The 18,965-nt window shown below is 66.1% G+C and carries 14 protein-coding genes; 7 read left to right on the top strand and 7 right to left on the bottom strand.

Annotated elements, in window-relative coordinates:
• Positions 1 to 147 precede the first annotated feature (147 nt).
• Positions 148 to 600, bottom strand: coding sequence for a MarR family winged helix-turn-helix transcriptional regulator (locus tag B2W55_RS28370; RefSeq protein WP_024578754.1), 453 nt, complete (start codon positions 598 to 600; stop codon positions 148 to 150).
• 77 nt (positions 601 to 677) lie between these two features.
• On the opposite strand from B2W55_RS28370, the gene B2W55_RS28365 reads away from it, so the two are divergent.
• Positions 678 to 2,474 carry a chloride channel protein gene (locus B2W55_RS28365; protein WP_024578753.1) on the top strand — a complete coding sequence of 599 codons (1,797 nt, stop codon included), beginning with the start codon at positions 678 to 680 and terminating at the stop codon, positions 2,472 to 2,474.
• Positions 2,475 to 2,642: 168 nt separating this feature from the next.
• On the top strand, positions 2,643 to 4,361 hold the full coding sequence (locus B2W55_RS28360) for an N-acyl-D-amino-acid deacylase family protein (RefSeq protein ID WP_024578752.1): 1,719 nt from the start codon (positions 2,643 to 2,645) through the stop codon (positions 4,359 to 4,361).
• A gap of 267 nt (positions 4,362 to 4,628) precedes the next feature.
• Here B2W55_RS28360 and B2W55_RS28355 read toward each other — a convergent pair whose 3' ends face one another.
• Entirely contained in the window at positions 4,629 to 5,288 is a 660-nt protein-coding gene (locus B2W55_RS28355) for a glutathione S-transferase family protein (RefSeq protein WP_029878744.1), read from the bottom strand.
• Positions 5,289 to 5,292: 4 nt separating this feature from the next.
• Positions 5,293 to 6,591 (bottom strand): MFS transporter, encoded by a 1,299-nt coding sequence (locus tag B2W55_RS28350; RefSeq protein WP_029878743.1) that lies wholly within the window; start codon positions 6,589 to 6,591, stop codon positions 5,293 to 5,295.
• 244 nt (positions 6,592 to 6,835) lie between these two features.
• Between B2W55_RS28350 and B2W55_RS28345 the strand changes: the two genes are divergently transcribed.
• The 5 genes from B2W55_RS28345 to B2W55_RS28325 all read left to right on the top strand — a co-directional run bounded on the left by B2W55_RS28345 (position 6,836) and on the right by B2W55_RS28325 (position 12,323).
• A complete protein-coding gene (locus B2W55_RS28345) occupies positions 6,836 to 7,594 on the top strand; it encodes a class I SAM-dependent methyltransferase (protein WP_024578751.1) in 759 nt (252 codons plus the stop codon).
• Between the two features lie 36 nt (positions 7,595 to 7,630).
• Entirely contained in the window at positions 7,631 to 8,284 is a 654-nt protein-coding gene (locus B2W55_RS28340; RefSeq protein WP_029878742.1) for an ABC transporter ATP-binding protein, read from the top strand.
• Positions 8,281 to 10,752, top strand: a complete 2,472-nt coding sequence (locus B2W55_RS28335) for an ABC transporter permease (RefSeq protein WP_024578749.1) — start codon at positions 8,281 to 8,283, stop codon at positions 10,750 to 10,752. The genes B2W55_RS28340 and B2W55_RS28335 overlap by 4 nt, the downstream gene beginning before the upstream one ends.
• Positions 10,742 to 11,827, top strand: coding sequence for a lipocalin-like domain-containing protein (locus tag B2W55_RS28330; RefSeq protein WP_024578748.1), 1,086 nt, complete (start codon positions 10,742 to 10,744; stop codon positions 11,825 to 11,827). The genes B2W55_RS28335 and B2W55_RS28330 overlap by 11 nt, the downstream gene beginning before the upstream one ends.
• 106 nt (positions 11,828 to 11,933) lie before the next feature.
• Entirely contained in the window at positions 11,934 to 12,323 is a 390-nt protein-coding gene (locus B2W55_RS28325; protein ID WP_024578747.1) for an MAPEG family protein, read from the top strand.
• Between the two features lie 174 nt (positions 12,324 to 12,497).
• On the opposite strand, the gene B2W55_RS28320 is transcribed toward B2W55_RS28325, so the two are convergent.
• The 4 genes from B2W55_RS28320 to B2W55_RS28305 all read right to left on the bottom strand — a co-directional run bounded on the left by B2W55_RS28320 (position 12,498) and on the right by B2W55_RS28305 (position 18,837).
• A complete protein-coding gene (locus B2W55_RS28320) occupies positions 12,498 to 13,688 on the bottom strand; it encodes an ABC transporter substrate-binding protein (protein WP_024578746.1) in 1,191 nt (396 codons plus the stop codon).
• A gap of 240 nt (positions 13,689 to 13,928) precedes the next feature.
• Positions 13,929 to 17,099 carry an efflux RND transporter permease subunit gene (locus tag B2W55_RS28315; RefSeq protein WP_024578745.1) on the bottom strand — a complete coding sequence of 1,057 codons (3,171 nt, stop codon included), beginning with the start codon at positions 17,097 to 17,099 and terminating at the stop codon, positions 13,929 to 13,931.
• Entirely contained in the window at positions 17,096 to 18,262 is a 1,167-nt protein-coding gene (locus B2W55_RS28310) for an efflux RND transporter periplasmic adaptor subunit (protein WP_100555166.1), read from the bottom strand. The genes B2W55_RS28315 and B2W55_RS28310 overlap by 4 nt, the downstream gene beginning before the upstream one ends.
• A gap of 401 nt (positions 18,263 to 18,663) precedes the next feature.
• Positions 18,664 to 18,837: a hypothetical protein gene (locus tag B2W55_RS28305; protein WP_160306676.1), complete on the bottom strand. Its 174-nt coding sequence runs from the start codon at positions 18,835 to 18,837 to the stop codon at positions 18,664 to 18,666.
• Positions 18,838 to 18,965 lie beyond the last annotated feature (128 nt).

Genomic DNA, 18,965 nt, shown 5'->3' with positions numbered 1-18,965 from the left:
ACCCGGTCTATGAAGGTTTCATGACAATGACAAGGCATAACGCCCTGTCGCAGCGCGCATTAAATCTAGCTTCGACATGCTATGGTTGTATGATACCCGGAACCTAGCCTAGGGCGAGAAACGCCGCAGCTTTGTGCACGCAACCATTCATTCCGACCGCCGCGACAGCACCTGCTTCAAGAGCGGCTCGATCCGCGACAATTCGTCGAGATGAACCGCGGACAATTCGGCGAGATGACCAGCCGCGCGCCCGGTTAGTTTCAGCAGCACCCGCCGCTGGTCGGCAGGATCGAGCACGCGCTCGACCAGCCCGGCGTCCGACAGCCGATCGACCAGCTCGACCGTGGTGTGGTGGCGAAGCCGCAGCCGCTCGGCCAGATCGCCGATCGTGACCGGCCCGCCGCCGGGAAATCCCCTGATCGCCAGCAAGGCCTGATGCTGCCGCGGCGTCAGGCCCTCGGCCTTCGCCGCCTCCTGGCTGAACTCCATGAAGCACCGGATCAGATAGCGGAATTGCGACAGCGCCTCGTAATCGGCCTGGCTGGGAACCCGCTTCCGGGCCTTGTTCGGCGATTTCGGAGGGCCTTTCAAAGCTGCCATTCGAGGTCTCCCGCTTGAAATTATATCGCAATACGATATTACGCGCGCATCCACTTCGTCAGAGCCTTACGCCAGCCATGAGCGTCATTTCCACCAAATCGAGCACGTCCGCCAAAATCGGCGACAAGGCCAGCCACCTCCTGAGCGACTTCACGACCGATCCGCGCGTCGTGATGATCTCCGCGATCGCCGTGTTTGTCTCCGTCGCCGGCGTGCTGGCCGGCGCCGGCCTGCTGCAATTGATCAAGCTCGCCACCAACATCGCCTATTTCGGCCGGTTCAGCTTCGCCGACCTGAAATTGCAGGACTCGCCGCTTGGTCTCTGGACCGTGCTGGTGCCGGTCGCCGGCGCGCTGATCATCGGCCTGATGGCGCGCTTCGGCAGCGAGAAGATCCGCGGGCACGGCATTCCGGAAGCCATCGAGGCCATCCTGCTCGGCCGTTCGCGGCTCGACCCCAAGGTGGCGATCCTCAAGCCCTTGTCGTCGGCGATCTCGATCGGCACCGGCGGCCCGTTCGGCGCCGAGGGTCCGATCATCATGACCGGCGGCGCGATCGGCTCGCTGATCGCGCAGATGCTCCCTGTGACGGACAACGAGCGCAAGACCCTGCTGGTGGCGGGCGCCGCCGCCGGCATGACCACCGTATTCGGAACGCCGATTGCAGCAATCATGCTTGCGGTCGAACTGCTGCTGTTCGAATGGACGCCGCGCAGCTTCATTCCGGTCACCGTCGCCGCCGTGGTGGCCGCGGTCGGACGCACCTTCCTGCACATGCCGGCGCCGCTGTTTCCATTCGCGGGCGGCGTCGACATCTCGCTGCTCCAGCTCGCCGCCTGGATGCTGGTCGGAATCCTGTCCGGGCTGCTGTCGGGCGTGCTCACGCAACTGGTCTATGGCTGCGAGGACATCTTCCTGAAGCTGCCGATCCACTGGATGTGGTGGCCGCTGATCGGCGGCCTGGTGGTCGGTCTCGGCGGCTTGATCGAGCCGCAGGCACTCGGCGTCGGCTACGACAATCTCGCGTCGATGCTGCAAGGCAATGTGGTGCTGAAGGCCGCGCTGCTGCTGCTCGTGGTGAAGGCGATTATCTGGTCGGTCGCGCTCGGCTCCGGCACGTCGGGCGGCGTGCTGGCGCCGCTGCTCATCATGGGCGGTGCGATGGGCACCGCGCTGAGCGGTTACCTGCCGGCCGCGAGCCCCGGCTTCTGGGCGCTGCTGGCGATGGCGGCAACGATGGGCGGCACGATGCGCTCGCCCCTGACCGCGACTTTCTTCGCCGTCGAGCTCACCGGCAACACCCATGTGCTGCTGCCGCTGATCGCGGCCTGCTGTAGCGCGCACGGCGTCACGGTGCTGCTGATGCGGCGCTCGATCCTGACCGAGAAGGTGGCGCGGCGCGGCCATCATCTGGTGCGCGAGTACCGGGTCGATCCGTTCGCACTGACCCGCGTGCGCGATGTCATGACCAAGGCAGTCGAGAGCGTCTCCGACAGCATGACGCTGCACGGCGCGGCAGCATTCCTGACCAACCCGAAGACCGGCCATCCGAGCTTCCCGGTGGTCGACGCCAACCATCACGTGCTCGGCGTGATCGATCCGCCCTCCGTGCTACGCTGGCGCCGCGCCGGCAAGCATCGCACCGCGACGCTCGGCCAACTGCTGACCGGCAGCAAGGTCACGGTCGCCTACCCGGATGAATATCTCGACCGCCTCGCCGACCGCCTGATGCAGGTCAACGTCTCGCATCTGCCGGTGATCTCGCGCGAGGACCAGCGCCTGGTCGGCTATATCGGCTGGAAGGATCTGATGCGCGTGCGCGCCCGGTTACAGGCCGAGGAGACCCAGAAGACGGCGTTCTACGGCGCAAGGTAGATCCGCGGAAGCTTACCTGGCGGAACAAATTTCCGCCGCGTGGCAACGATTGGTTCTCGCCGGCAAAGCGCCGCCAGCGCATCCCAGAGCTTCGTCGGCGCTGGTTGACAGCATCAAGGGGTCACCCATGATGCCGCATAACCAAAAACAGCCTCGGGATGAAATGCCATGACCTCGACCCCAGACCTCGTGATCCGCGGCGGCAATATTGCAGATGGCAAGGGTGGCGATCTCTATGAAGCCGATGTCGCAATCACCGGCGGCAAGATCACCGAAGTCGGCAAGGTCGCAGCCAAGGGCAAGGAAGAGATCGACGCGCGCGGCAAACTGGTCGCGCCCGGCTTCGTCGACGTCCACACCCATTACGACGGCCAGGTGACCTGGAGCCAGGATATCACGCCGTCGTCGCAGAACGGCGTCACGACGGCGATCATGGGCAATTGCGGCGTCGGCTTCGCGCCGTGCCGGCCGAGCGATCATGGCAGGCTGATCCAGCTGATGGAGGGCGTCGAGGACATTCCGGAGCCGGTGCTCTCGGCCGGCATTCCCTGGGCGTGGGAGAGCTTTCCCGACTACATGGAGTGGCTGTCGAAGCGCAGCTTCGACATGGATATCGGCGCGCAACTGCCGCACGCCGCGCTGCGGGTCTATGTGATGGGCGAGCGCGGCGCGCGCCGCGATCCGGCAACGCCCGAGGACAACAAACAGATGGCGGCACTCGCCGGCGACGCGGTGCGCTCGGGCGCGCTGGGATTCTCGACCTCGCGCACGCTCAATCACCGCACCTCGACCGGCGACTACACCCCGACGCTGAAAGCGGGCGAGGATGAACTGACCGCGATCGCCGGCGCGATGCACGGCGTCGGCCGCAGCGTGCTGCAATTCGTGCTCGACCAGAGCACCGTGCACGAAGACCTGCCGATGATGCTGCGGGTCGCCGAGACCACCAAATGCCCGATCTCGTTCTCCGTCGCGCAGGCCGACAAGGCGCCGCGGCGCTGGCGGCAGACCATGGACACCATCAATGAGGCCGCGGCGCGCGGCCTGTCGATCACGACCCAGATCGCGGCGCGGCCGGTCGGGCTGCTGCTCGGGCTGGAATTGTCGCGCAACCCGTTCCAGACCCATCCGAGCTATCGCGAGATCGCCAGGCTGCCGCTGGCCGAGCGGCTCAAGCATCTGCGCCGGCCCGAGGTGCGCGCCGCGATCCTGAGCGAGAGCGCAACCGCGACCGACGATCCGCTGTTCTTCCGGCCGAACTACGATAAGATGTACCTGCTCGGCAATCCGCCGGACTATGAACAGCCGCCCGAGAACGCGCTCGGTCCGCAGGCGCGCCGCCAGGGCCGGCAGCCGGAAGAGCTCGCCTATGACGCGATGCTGACCGATGAAGGCCGCGGCATGCTCTACGTGCCGTTCCTGAATTACGCCGACGGCAATCTCGATGCCGTGCACGAGATGCTGCGCGAGCCGAGCGCGGTGCCCGGCCTGTCTGATGGTGGCGCGCATTGCGGCATCATCTGCGACGCCAGCTTCCCGACCTATCTCTTGACGCACTGGACCCGCGATCGCAGCCGCGGCGACAAGCTCTCGATCCCGTTCGTGGTCGCTGCGCAATCGCGCAAGACCGCGCTGTCGGTCGGGCTGCATGATCGCGGCGTGATCGCGCCGGGCTTCAAGGCCGACGTCAACGTGATCGACTACGGCCGGCTGCACCTGCATCCTCCGAAGGTGCATTACGACCTGCCGGTCGGCGGCCGCCGTCTCCTGCAACAGGTCGACGGCTACGACGCCACCATCGTCTCCGGCATCGTCACCCAGCGCGAGGGCAGAGCCACCGGCGCACGTCCGGGTCGGCTGGTCCGCGGCGCGCAGGGATTGAACTGAGACCAGCACAACGGCGCACCCTCCCCTGGAGGGCAGGGTTATCGCATATGGTGTGAGCAACCCATGTGAACGCCGTCATGGCCGGGCTTGTCCCGGCCATCCACGTCTTCCTTCACAAGAAAACAAGACGTGGATGCCCGGGACAAGCCCGGGCATGACGATGTGGAAACGTCAGTTCCAGAGCCCTTAGATGTCATGTGCGACAGCCCTGCCCTGGAGGGGGAGGGTGAAGGAGCCGCCGTAACCTGGATGACAGCAAAAGCCGTGCTAGACCGGCCGCCGCATCGCGGTCCGCAGGTCCGATCCCACCGGCATCAATTCATACGGCGGCTTCCAGCCCGGCAGCGCCGCGAGGCGCTTGCGCCAGGCATCGAGCGCCGGAAATTCCGCCGCGATGTCGAAGCCGGTCTCCTCCTTGGGATAATAGACGTATCCCGCGAGGGAGAAATCCACGATGGTCGGCTGGTCGCCGAGCATGAAGGCGCGATCCGCGAGATGCTTGTCGACAATCGCGAAGCTCGACTCCGAGCGCGCCCGCAGGAACGCGAGAATCGCCGGATGCACCGGCTCCGGCATGAACGACCGCTGGAAGCGGTGCATCGCATGGTTGTTGGTGAATTTGTGATTGTCGAACATGATCCAGCGCAACGCCTCGAAGCGCTGGTCATCGGCGGGCGCGAACTTGCCGGTGGTTTCCGCGAGCCAGACCAGGATCGCACCCGACTGCGACATGAATTGGCCGTCGACCTCGAGCACCGGCACCTCGCCCATCGCATTGGTGCTGGCGCGCCAGCCGGCGTCCCGCATCTGGCCGCCGGCGAAGTCGACCCCGACCGGCTCCCAGTCGAGGCCGGCACAGTTCATGTAGAGGGCCAACTTGTAGGAGTTGCCCGAGGCGCCGATGCAATGGAGCCGATAGCGCGCCATCGCGTCAGGCGAACTTCGGCTGCGCGGCAGGCTCGCCGATCAGTCGTGCGCGCTCGGTGTTCGGCCACAGCAGCAGCAACCCGAGCAGGCCGGAACCGGCCATGATCGCGGCGTTGATGGTGAAGCCCGTCATGTAGCCGGCCATCGGGGTCGCCGCATGCTGGATCACGCTGCCCATCACCATCGGCGCCAGGAAGCCCGAGACGGTGTAGAGCGCGCCGTAGATCGCGATGATCGCGCCGCGCTGCGACACCGGGGTGAACTCGCCGAGCATCGGCGGGCAGACCACGTAGATCGAGCCGCACAGGCCGGAGCCGATCACCAGCAGCGCGATCATCAGGCCGCCGGGCGGCGCATAGGGCAGCGTCGCGAGAATGCAGCCGCCGATGATCAGCGGCACCGAGCCGAGCACGCCTCGCGCGCCACGGGTGGTGAAGCCGCGCGCCAGCATCAACTGCGAAATCCAGCCAGTCAGGATCACGATGGTCGCGCCGAAGATCCAGGGCAGGATCGAGACGAAGCCGGCCTGCTGCTGCGAGAAGCCGAGCCCCTCGATGATGAACGAGGTGAACCAGGTCAGCCCGAGCGACAAAGCCCAATAGGCACCGAAGGTCGCGATCACGCAACCGACGAAGGTGCGCGAGGTCAAGAGCTTCCAGTAGGGAATCCGCTGCTCGTTGGCGACGATCGTGCTGCTCGATTCCAGCGGGCCTTCCTTGCCGAGCGCGAACCAGGCGACCGCCCAGAGCAGGCCGACGATCCCAAGCGCGCCGAAGGCGTGATGCCAGCTGTGATTGACGATGATCCAGTTCAGCGCCGGCACCGCGAGGATCACGCCGAACGCCGAACCCTGCGACAGGATCGCGGTCGGCAACGTGCGCTTCTCGTCCGGAAACCATTTGTAGATCGCGTGCGCGGCGACCGAGAATGCCGGCCCCTCGCCGGCGCCGAGGATGATGCGGCAGATCACCAGCGTCGCGAAGCTGACGTCGCCCACCATCGGAAATTGCGCCAGCGACCAGACCACCGCGAGGACCAAGAGCACCCAGCGGGTCGCGACACGGTTGACGATGAAGCCGACCACGATCGCCGAGATCGAGAACAGCAGGAAGAAGGCTGCGCCGAGATCGCCGAACTGCTCCGGCGTCAGGCCCAATTCCTTCCGGATCGGCACGCCGGCGAGCCCGACCACGATCTTGTCGGCAAAGTTCACCACCATGAACAGGAACAGCAGGAAGGTGATCTGCCAAGCGCCTTTGGGCGTCCCCTTTGGCGTGCCCCTGGGCGTCGGTTGCGTGGTCATGTCTGGCTCCCCGTCGTTTCGTTTCTTGGCTTCGTATCTTGGCTTCGTAAATTCGGCCCCGTCAGAGATGCTAGCCACGCCTCGCTGCGCAACGCAACACCGCATTTGCTCGGGGCCTGTGGCCGCCACGCCACGATGACCTCGCGGCGCCTTCGATCACGATCGCGTCGTCGCGGCCGTGAAGCGGTGATCTGTCATGCCTCGGCTGCTATGTTCGGGCGCAACGAAAAGCCGGGGTTATTTCATGAACAGATTGATCCTTCGCGCGGCCGCTTGCGCCGCACTCGTGTCCACCGCACTGCTCGCAATGCCCGTCCGTGCGCAAGACGCGGCAAGCCCCGACTATGCGGCGATCGTCGCCGCGCCCGATCGCAGCGATACCGATCGCCAAGTCGACCAGCGCCGCCAGCCGGCCAGGATGCTGGCCTTTGCCGGCGTCAAGCCGGGCATGACGATCCTCGACATGGCGGCGAGCGCCGGCTACAGCACCGAATTGCTGGCGCGCACGGTTGCCCCGTCAGGCAAGGTCTATGCGCAGGATTCGGCCGCCGTGCTCGAGCGCTTCGTCAAGGACAGGTTCGACACCCGCGCGAAGTCGCCGGCGATGAAGAACGTGGTGCATGTGGTCCGGGACTATGACGATCCGATCCCGCCCGATCTCAAAAACCTCGACATGATCACCTTCTTCTTTTTCTATCACGACATCACCTACCTGCCGGTCGATCGCGCCGCGATGAACAAGAAGATGTTCGCCGCGCTCAAGCCGGGCGGCTACCTCATCATCGCGGACCATTCGGCCAAGCCGGGCGACGGCACCAGCGTCGCCAAGACGTTGCACCGGATCGAGGAGAGCACACTGAAGCAGGAGATCGAGGCCGCCGGTTTCAAGCTGGTCGCCGAGGGCGATTTCCTGCATCATGCGGAGGACCCGAAGGACATTCCCGTCTTCAAGGCACCGGTGCCGATCGACGAGTTCGTCCTGAAATACCAGAAGCCGCAATGAGGCCCCGCCATCGCTTCGCCTGACCAGACCGCCACGCTGCTTCGCGTCACCGGCCTGACCAAGAGTTACCGCTCCGCCGGCGAAGACGTCGCCGTGCTGCGCGGCGTCGACCTCACCGTGACGACCGGGGAGAGCGTCGCGCTATCGGGCGAGTCCGGCAGCGGCAAGAGCACGCTGCTGCATCTGATCGCGGGGCTCGATGCCGCCGATGGCGGCGAAATCAAGCTCGCGGATATCGTTGTCTCCGGGCTCAACGATGCCGGCCGCGCCGAGCTGCGCCGCGACCGGCTCGGCCTCGTGTTCCAGCAATTCAACCTGATCCCGAGCCTGACGGTATCAGATAATCTCGTGTTCCAGTCGCGCATCGCCGGCCGGCACGATGCGGCCTGGCATGACGAGCTGGTCGAGCGTCTCGGCCTGAAAAACCTGCTCAGGCGCTATCCGGAGCAATTGTCCGGCGGCCAGCAGCAGCGCGTCGCGATCGGCCGCGCGCTGGCGCCGAAGCCACTGTTGCTGCTCGCCGATGAGCCGACCGGCAATCTCGACGAGGACACCGCCGACGAGGTGCTGCATCTGGCGCGCGATCTGGTCGTTCGCACCGGCTGCGGCTTCCTGATGGTCACCCACAGCGCGCGGCTCGCCGCGACGCTCGACCGCCAGGTCACGCTGCATGCGGGAAGGCTCGCATGAAGCGCGCAATCTGGATCCTCGCCGTGCTGCTCAGCCACTGGCGACGGCATCCGATGCAGCTTGCGACGCTGCTGATCGGGCTGATCTCGGCAACCGCGCTGTGGAGCGGCGTGCAGGCGCTGAACCAGCAAGCCCGCATCGCCTATGACCGCGCCGCCGCGACCTTCGGCGGCTCGCGCACCGCCATGCTGGTGGGCCGCGACAGCGCGACCTTCCCACAACGACTGTTCGTCGATCTGCGCCGCGCCGGCTGGCCGGTGTCGCCGATGCTGGAAGGCCGGGTCCAGATCGATGGCCGCAGCTTCCGCCTGCTCGGCGTCGAGCCGGTGACCTTGCCGTCCGAGGTCGGCACCGCGCCGGTGGTCAGCCGCGGCAGCCTGCAAGCCTTCGTCACGCCGCCCGGCGAGATGCTGGTGGCGCCGGAAACGTTGCGCGATCTCGGCCTCAAGGAGGGCGAGCGGCCGCAGGCCAGCGGCGTCATCTTGCCGCCGCTGCGCGTACAGGCGGAGCTCGCGCCCGGCGCGCTGGTGGTCGATATCGGTATCGCGCAGGATATCCTGAAGCTGCCCGGCCATGTGTCGCGCCTCTTGGTCGGCAAGTCCAAAGGCAAGTCCATGGCGCCGCACGCCACGCTGCAAAGCGTGGCAGGCGAAAGGCTCCGCCTCGTCGAGCCGAGCGCCGAGAGCGACCTCGAACGCCTGACCGACAGCTTCCATCTCAACCTCACCGCGTTCGGCCTGCTGTCGTTCTTCGTCGGCCTGTTCATCGTCAATTCGGCGATCGGACTTGCCTTCGAGCAGCGGCTGCCGATGCTGCGGACGTTGCGCGCCTGCGGCGTCTCGGCCCGGATGATCAACACCGTGCTGGTGATCGAGCTGCTATCGCTGGCGCTGGTCGCCGGCCTGATCGGCCTGGTCTGCGGCTACTTCATCGCGGCGTCGTTGCTGCCGGACGTCGCGGCGTCGCTGCGCGGGCTCTATGGCGCGCAGATTCCGGGACAGCTTTCGCTCAAGCCGGTGTGGTGGCTCGCCGGCGTCGCCATCAGCATCCTGGGCGCGCTGGCCGCCGCGGCCGCGAGTCTGATCAAGGCGATCCGGATGCCGGTGCTGGCGACCGCGCAGCCGCAGGCCTGGCAGCAGGCGCAGCGGCGCTGGCTGATGTTTCAGAGCGCAGCGGCAGTCGCGGTGTTCGCGGTTGCCGCCGCGCTCATTCGATTCGGCGATTCCCTGATCGCGGGCTTTGCCGTGCTCGCCGCGCTGATGCTCGGCGCGGCATTGATCCTGCCGATGGTGCTGCAAATCGCGCTCGCGATCGGGCAGCGCAGCGCGCGGGCACCGGTCGGCATCTGGTTCTGGGCCGACAGCCGCCAGCAGCTATCGGGATTGTCGCTGGCGCTGATGGCCTTACTGCTCGCGCTCGCAGTCAATGTCGGCGTCGGCACCATGGTGGACAGCTTCAGCCGCACCTTCCTGGTCTGGCTCGACGGCCGCCTCGCCGCCGACGTCTATGTCAGCGCCGCCAGCGATGCCCAGGCCAAGGAGATCAAGGCCTGGCTGCGTGACCGGCCGGAGGTCGAGGCGATTCTGCCCGGCGGCCGCGCCGACACGCAATTCGGTGGTGCGCCAATCGAGGTGCTCGGCCTGCCCGACCACTCGACCTATCGCGACAACTGGCCGCTGCTGGAGAGCACCGCCAATGCCTGGGTCAGGCTGCGCCCCGGCGATACTTGTCTGGTCAGCGAGCAATTGGCGCGACGGATGAAGCTCGGCCTCGGCGATCACATCGACGTCCCCGCCCCCGGCGGCAACTGGCCGCTCGAGATCGTCGGCATCTATGCCGATTACGGCAACCCGAAGGGCCAGATCGCGGTCAACTTCGCCGCACTGACGCGCCGCTTTCCGCAGACGCCGCAGACCCGGCTCGGGCTCCGCGTCGCGCCGGATCGCATCGCGCCGCTGATCACGGCGTTGCAGGAGAAGTTCGCTCTCGACGACCGCAGCGTTGCCGACCAGGCGACGATGAAGCGGGAGTCCAAACGTATCTTCAATCGCACCTTCTCGGTGACCGCGGCGCTCAACGCCTTCACGCTCGGCGTCGCCGGCATCGCGCTCTTGACCAGCCTGCTCACACTGGCCAATTCGCGGCTGCCGCAACTGGCGCCGCTGTGGGCAATCGGCCTGACGCGGCGGCGGCTCGCGGCGCTCGAACTGTTGAAGACCATGGCCGTCGCATTGATCACCGCGCTGTTCGCGCTGCCGCTCGGCCTGCTGGTGGCGTGGTGCCTGCTTGCGATCGTCAATGTGAAAGCGTTCGGCTGGCGGCTGCCGTTCCACGTCTTCCCGCTGCAACTGATCGAGCTGCTCGCGGTGGCGATGGCCGCCGCGCTCTGTGCCGCCGCACTCCCGGTCGCCAGGCTGGCCCGCATGCAGCCGGCCAGCCTGATCAGGATCTTCGTCAATGAGCGCTAGCGGCACGATCACGCGTCGCGCGTTTGCCGGCGGTGCGTTGGCGCTGGTGCTCGGCGGCAGGAGCCTTGCCCAGGGCTTTGCCGGGCTCGGCGAGAATGCCGAAGGTTTTGCCGCCGTCACGCCGGGCAAGCCGTTCGCCTTCCCCGCCGATCACGGCCCACATCCGGACTTCCGGATCGAGTGGTGGTACGTGACGGCAAACCTGTCGGATGCCAGCGGCGCGGCCTATGGCGCGCAATGGACGCTGTTCCGCCAGGCGATGAAGCCGGGCGGTCCCAGCGAGGGCTGGGCCAGCCAACAGCTCTGGATGGGCCACGCGGCGGTGACCAGCGCCGCTACGCATCGCTTCAGCGAGACGTTCGCGCGCGGCGGCGTCGGGCAGGCCGGTGTCGAAGCCACGCCGTTCCATGCCTGGATCGACGCCTGGGAGATCCGCGGGCTCGATGGATTCGACGCGCAGCGCGTCGCGCCGCTCGAGCTCAAGGCCTCCGCCACCGATTTCAGCGCCACGCTCCACCTCGAAGCCGACCGCGCATTGGTGCTGCAAGGCGACCACGGTTACAGCCGCAAATCGGATCGCGGACAGGCCTCTTATTATTACAGCCAGCCGTTCTACCGGGCGTCCGGCCGCATCGTGATCGACGACAGGCCGGTCGACGTCACGGGTGTGGCCTGGATGGATCGCGAATGGAGCAGCCAGCCGCTTGCCGCCGACCAGACCGGCTGGGACTGGTTCTCGCTGCATCTGCCCGGCGACGAGAAGCTGATGCTGTACCGGCTGCGCCAGAAGGACGGCCGCGAAAACCTGTTCGGCAACTGGATCACGCCGGACGGCCGCTCGGCCGAGATCGCGGCCGCCGGCAACAGCCTCACGCCAACCGCGATCACGGAGATCGGCGACCGCAAGCTGCCGACATCATGGCGTATCACCCTGCCCGCGCGCGGCCTCGCCATCGAAACCATGCCGCTCTATCCGCGAAGCTGGATGGGGACCAGCTTCCCCTATTGGGAAGGTCCGATCCGCTTTTCCGGCAGCCACGCCGGAATCGGCTATCTTGAGATGACGGGATACTAGGACGCCGACGGAAGATCGGCGCAGCCCAGATGACCACGCCTGTCACACCGGACCCTGCTGCCCAGTCATGACATCGGGGCCAGTGCAACAAGAGGAAACGCCTGCCATGTACCCCTACACGGCCATCGTCACCTGCCTTGCGGTCGCGTTCTATTTCTTCACCTCGACGCAGGTCGCGCGCGCCCGCGTCCGCTACGGCGTCAAGCTGCCGGCGATTTCAGGCCATCCGGATTTCGAGCGCATCTTCCGGATCCAGATGAACACGCTGGAATGGATGCCGATCTTCCTGCCGTCGCTCTGGCTGTTCGCGATCTATATCGGCGATGCCGCGGCCGCCATCGTCGGCGCGATCTGGGTGATCGGCCGCATCGTCTACTTCATCGGCTATCGCGAGGCGGTGGCGAAACGCAGCCCCGGCTTCGCCATCCAGGCGCTGGCGTCCGTCGTCCTGTGGGTCGGCGCGATCGGCGGCGCGGTGTGGCGGCTGGTGCATTGAAGGCGCGATCGCGCCGCATATTCCGCTGTCGTCCCGGGCTTGACCCGGGACCCATAACCACAGGGTCCAGTTTTGCGAGGGCTGGGGCCCCAGCCTTACACAACAACTGAGATCGGTGGTTATGGGTCCCGGCCTTCGCCGGGACGACAGTTGTGTTGTTTCAACAGCTTTGCATTACTTGGTCAGCGGGCACCCCGAGTCCTTGGCCCGCGGGAAGGCCTGGTCGCCGGGCACCACGGCGAGTTGCTTGTAGTAGTCCCACGGCTTCTTCGATTCGGAGGGCTTCTTGACTTCGAACAGATACATGTCGTGGACCATGCGGCCGTTCTCCTGCACCTTGCCCTGGGCGAAGGCGTCGTCGACCGGCAGCTCCTTCAGCTTCTTGGCGACCGCATCCGAATCCTTGGTGCCGGCGGCCTTCACCGCCTTCAGATAGCTCAAGGTCGCCGAATAGGTGCCGGCGTGGATCATGCTCGGCATCCGTCCGGTGCGCTTGAAGAAGCGCTCGGAGAAGGCGCGGCTCTTGTCGTCGTGATCCCAGTAGAACCCCTCGGTCAGCACCAGGCCCTGCGCGGCCTCGAGCCCGAGACCGTTGACCTCGGCGAGCGTCATCAACAGCCCGGCGAGCTTCTGGCCGCCCCTGACGATGCCGAACTCGGCGGCCTGCTTGATCGAGTTGGTGGTGTCCTGGCCGGCATTGGCGAGGCCGATGACCTTCGCCTTCGAGCTCTGCGCCTGCAACAGGAAGGAGGAGAAGTCCGACGAGTTCAACGGCACGCGGACCGAGCCCAGCACCTTGCCGCCGGCGGCGGTGACGATCTCGCTGGTGTCCTTTTCCAGCGCGTAGCCGAACGCGTAGTCGGCGGTGAGGAAGAACCAGCTGTCGCCACCGGCCTTCACCAGCGCGCCGCCGGTGCCGACCGCGAGCGCATGGGTGTCGAACGCCCAGTGGAAGCCATAGGGCGTGCAGGACGCGCCCGTGATCGCCGAGGTCGCGGCCCCGACCACGATGTCGATCTTCTTCTTTTCCTTCGAGAGCTCCTGCACCGCGAGCGCGACCGACGAGGTCGTCAGCTCGGTGATCATGTCGACGCCATCGGCGTCATACCAGCGCCGCGCGATCGAGGTCGCGAGGTCGGGCTTGTTCTGGTGATCGGCGGTGACCATCTCGACCTTCTGGCCGAGTACCTCGCCGCCGAAATCCTCGATCGCCATCTTGGCGGCTTCGACCGAGTACTTTCCGCCGTAATCCGCGTAGACGCCCGACTGGTCGTTCAGGATGCCGATCTTGACGCCCTGGGCCATCGCCGGCGCCGCAAGCATCAGGCTGCATGCCGCGACCGCGGCCAAAAATCCCGACTTCATTGTTATGCTCTCCCAGCAGTTTTCTCATCAGGAAAAATCGGCGCGACATTATTTTATAACCGCGCGCCTGCCCATCGATTTCAGTTCAGCCAAAAGTATGGGCTCGCGTTGCGCTCTCCCGTCATTCCGGGGCGCGCGCTGCGCGAGCCCGGAATCCATCGGGCCGCAGCCCAGGTGGAAGAATGGATTCCGGGCTCGCCGCTCCGCGGCGCCCCGGAATGACGACGGAGAGAGCGATGCTCACCCCGCCGCCGCCGCCGTCTCCTTCGGCTTACCCTCGTTCTTTCCTTCCGCGAGGTTGCGCACCACCATGTAGAAGATCGGGGTGAACACCAGGCCGAACAGGGTGACGCCGAGCATGCCGAAGAACACGGCGACGCCGACCGCCTGCCGCATCTCCGAGCCCGAGCCGGTCGACACCACCAGCGGCAGCACGCCGAGGATGAAGGCGAACGACGTCATCAGGATCGGCCTCAGGCGCAGCCGGCAGGCCTCGATCACGGCCTCCAGCCGCGGTCGGCCCTCGAGCTCGATGTCGCGTGCGAACTCGACGATCAGGATCGCGTTCTTGGCCGCAAGGCCGACCAGCACCACGAAGCCGATCTGGGTCAGGATGTTGACGTCCTGGCCCATGATGCGCACGCCGATGGTGGCCGCGAACAGGCACATCGGCACGATCAGGATCACCGCGAACGGCAGGGTCCAGCTGCCGTATTGCGCGGCCAGAACCAGGTAGACGAACAGCACGCAGATCGGGAACACGTAAAGGCCGGCATTGGCGCCGTTGACCTGCTGGTAGGACAGGTCGGTCCATTCGAACGAGAAGCCCGACGGCAGCGTCTCGTCGGCGAGCTTCTTGATGGTGTCGAGCGCCGTCGTCGAGCTGACGCCCGGCGCCGGCTCGCCCTGCAATTCGGACGACGAATACAGATTGTAGCGCGCGACCCGGTCGGGGCCCGAAATGTCCTTGAAGTCGACGATGCTACCGAGCATCACCATGTCGCCATTGGCGTTGCGGGTCCGCAGCCGCGCAAGATCGGTGGTCTCCTTGCGGAACGGCAGGTCGGCCTGCGCCGTGACGTGGTAGGTGCGCCCGAACAGGTTGAAGTCGTTGACATAGGTCGAGCCGAAATAGGTCTCGATCGTGTCGGTGACGTTGGCGATGGGAACGCCGAGCTTCTGCGCCTTGACGCGATCGATGTCGACGAACAGCTGCGGCGTGTTCGCCGAGTATGGCGAGAACACCGATGTCAGGTTCGGCGACTTGCGCGCCGCCAGCACCAGTTCGTCGGTCGCGGCCGCCAGCAGTTCGGGGCCACGCCCCTGGCGGTCCTGGACGCGGATAGTGAAGCCGCCACCGGTGCCGATGCCGGGCACGGCCGGCGGCGGAATCACGATGATGAAGGCGCCCTGGATCACCGACAGCCGCTTGCGCAACTCGGCGGTGATGGCGTTCGCCGTCAGCCCCTTCTTCAGCCGCGCCTCGGGCTCGTCGAACACCGGGAACAGCGCGGCAGCATTGCCGGCCTGGGTGCGCGTCGCGCCGGAGAAGCCGGCGAACGCGGCGACGCGGACAATGCCGGGCGTATCCAGCGCGATCCGCTCGATCTCGCGCACCACAGCCGTGGTCCGCGCCAGCGACGCGGCACCCGGCAGCTGCGCCGAGATGATGACGTAGCCGCGATCCTGCGCCGGGATGAAGCCCTGCGAGGTGGTCGCAAGCAGCCAGCCGGCGCTGCCGATCAGCGCGAGATAGACCGCGAGCATCACCACGGTGTGCCGGATCACGAAATCGGCCACCGCGGCATAGCCGTGGGCCAGCCGATCGAACACCCGGTTGAACAGCGCGGTGAAGCTGTCCCAGCCCCGCGCGATGATGTTCCAGCGCGCCGGCGGCCGCTTCTCCTCATGCGGCACCAGGATCTGCGAGGCCAGCGCCGGCGACAGCGTCAGCGAGCAGAAGCAGGAGATCGCGGTCGCGACCGCGATGGTCACCGCGAATTGCTGGAAGAACTGCCCGGAGATGCCGCCGAGGAACGCAGTCGGCACGAACACCGCGCACAGCACCAGCGCGATCGAGACCAGCGCGCCGCCGACCTCCTCCATGGTCTTGAGCGCCGCCTCGCGCCTCGACATGCCGTGCTCGAGATGCCGCTCGACATTCTCGACCACCACGATGGCGTCGTCGACCACGATGCCGACCGCGAGCACCAGTCCGAACAGCGTCAGGTTGTTGATCGAGAAGCCGAGCGCGGCCATCACCGCAAAGGTGCCGACCAGCGACACCGGGATCGCGATGATCGGGATGATCGCCGGCCGCCAGCCTTGCAGGAACACCAGCACCACGATGACGACCAGCGCCATCGCCTCGTAGATGGTCTTGATCAGCTCATGGACCGATTGGGCGATGAATTCGGTCGGGTTGTAGCCGATATTGTAGTCGAGCCCCTTCGGGAAGGTCGTCTTGAGCTGCGCCATCGTATCGGTGATGTTCTTGGCGGTGGCGAGCGCGTTCGATCCCGGCCGCTGCGTCACCAGCAGGGCAACGGCCGACTTGCGCAGCAGGAAGCTGTTGGTGGCGTAGGACAGCGCGCCGAGCTCGACGCGGGCGACGTCGCGCAACCGCACGGTGCGGCCGTCGGAACCGGCCTTCACCACGATGTCCTCGAACTGCCTGATGTCCTTGAGGCGGCCGGTGAACACGAGGTTCGGCTGGAACGCGCGGTCGGCGATCGGCGGTTCGGCGATCTGGCCGCCCGCGATCTGCAGGTTCTGCGCCCGGATCGCGGCCAACACCTCCGCCGAGGTCAGGCCGAGATTGGCGATCCGGTCGGGATCGAGCCACAGCCGCATCGAGTAATCGCGCGCGCCGAACATCTGGATGTCGCCGACGCCGTCGAGCCGCAGCAGCTGGTCGCGGACCTGGAGCAGCGCGTAGTTGGAGATGTAGAGCTGGTCGAAACTGTCGTCGGGCGACAGCATGAACACGACCATCAGGATGTCGGGCGAGTTCTTGCGGGTGACGACGCCGTTGCGCTGCACTTCCTCAGGCAGCCGCGGCTGCGCGATCGCGACGCGGTTCTGCACCAGCACCTGGGCCTTGTCGAGGTCGGTGCCGAGCTTGAAGGTGGCGGTGATGGTGAGCTGGCCGTTCGAGGTCGCCTGGCTGTAGAGATACAGCATGTCCTCGACGCCGTTGATCTCCTGCTCGATCGGAGCTGCGACGGTGTCGGACACCGTCTGCGCCGACGCGCCCGGATATTGCGTCGTGACCGTGACGGTCGGCGGCACCACCTGCGGATATTCCGAGACCGGCAGCGTCGGATAGGCAATCGCGCCGACGATCAGCAGCACGATCGACAGCACCATCGCGAGGATGGGCTGGTTGATGGAGAGCCTGCCGAGATTCATGGCTTTGCACCTGCCGGGGGCGTGGCACCTGCCACCGGCTTGTCACCAGCAGGTGCCTGCGCCATCTTCGGCGTCACCTTGGCGCCGACCCGGGCGCGTTGCAGCCCGTCGACGATCACATGGTCCTCAGCCTTGAGACCCTCGCGGATCACGCGCAGGCCGTCATCGAGCGGCCCGAGCGTGACGGCGCGTGCTTCCACCGTGTTGTCGTCCTTGACCACGAACACGATCTTGCGCGACTGGTCGGTGGCAACAGCGGTGTCCGGGATCAGCAGCGCCTCATAGGGCGAGGAGCCGATGATGCGGACGCGGCCGAACTGGCCGGGCAGGATCGAGAGATCATGGTTCGGAATGATCGCGCGGCTGCGCAGCGTCGCGGTGGAGACGTCGAGCCGGTTGTCGATGAAGTCCATCTTGCCCTCATGCGAGGGCTTGGTCTCGCCGGTCAGCGCCACCTGCACCGGATTTGCGGTGTCGCGCGAGCTCGGCCGCCGGCCTTCGAACCACAGCTTGCTGTTGCGCTGATAGGTCGCCTCGTCGACGTCGAAATAGATATAGATCGGGTCGAGCGACACGATCGAGGTCAGCAGCGTCGCGCCGCCCTCGCTGCCCTGCACCAGATTGCCCGGGGTCACCAGATGCCTGCTGACGCGGCCGGTGATCGGCGCCACCACATGGGTGAATTCGACGTTGAGCTGCGCGGCCTTCAGCGAACCCTCGGCCTGGGTCTCGGCGGCGCGCGCCGCCTGCAACGCCTGACGGCGCTGGTCGACGACCTGCTCCGAGACCGCGCTGGTCTGCACCAGGTTCAGCCCGCGCTCGAGATCGCGCTTGGCAAGCTCGCCCTTGGCGCGGGCGTCGGCGAGCTGACCTTCGGCCTGCAAAACCACGGCCTCGAACGGCCGCGGATCGATGATGTAGAGCAGATCGCCGGCGTGGACGATCGCACCATCCTTGAACTCGACGCTGTTGACGAAGCCGCCGACGCGGGCGCGGACCTGAACCTCCTCGATCGCCTCGAAGCGGCCGGTGAACTCGTCCCAGTCGGTGACGGTGCGCTTGACCGGCTGCGCGACGGTCACGGGCGGCGGCGGAGGCGCGGCCTGCGATTGCGCGCTCTTCTCGTCACAGCCGCCGAGCGCCAGCGCAGCCAACAGCCCGATCGGCGCGAGGCCGAGCGATGCAAGGCGGGGAAGCGAACGCCGCTCATGGCCGTTCGTCGGAGCCGGACGCTCCGTTCTGTCAGTCGTGCTCAATTCCGTCTCCCCAAGGACTCGAATGCCGCAAATGAAATTGCTGTGATTCGACGAAGTGGATGGCCGCAACGTCGCCGCGGCGGACGTCTCAGATGTGACCGCCCCCCAGTCTGTTCAAGACGAGGCCGTGATCAAGCAAAATAGTTTCGCATCATGAGAGCCTTACGACGGCGATTGGAAGAAAACGGTCGTCGAAAGGTCAGAATGACTGGCGTATCGGGCGGTCAATCCCATCACGGTGTGGGCGCAGCCGGCGAACCCGTCCCAATGTGGAGCAATCAGAAGGCGAGTGCCTCGACATCCCATTGTCACATGGCGAGGAAGATCGCGCGATTGCGGCGCTCTACCTCCCGCTGCACGGCGTCATCAAGGTTACTTGTACGGCTTCGCTCCGGACCGACGTTGACACCTGCAAGCATCGCCAATACGGTCATGGTTACCAAACAGCATATTTTGTCGATCGCCGCATTTTTCTCGAACATTTGTTGAGCCTCGGTCGCGGCGTGAGTGAGGCGACTTCGCATGGGAAGTGCATTTCAACTCGCAGACCGCGCCTCTGCGCCGACCGCACCGCCTGCTTTCATTGCGATCGGCACGGAGCCGTCCGCCC

The organism is Bradyrhizobium sp. UBA2491 (genome assembly GCF_002341725.1).
Lineage (GTDB): Bacteria > Pseudomonadota > Alphaproteobacteria > Rhizobiales > Xanthobacteraceae > Bradyrhizobium.
This window is presented reverse-complemented; position numbering and strand designations above follow the sequence as displayed.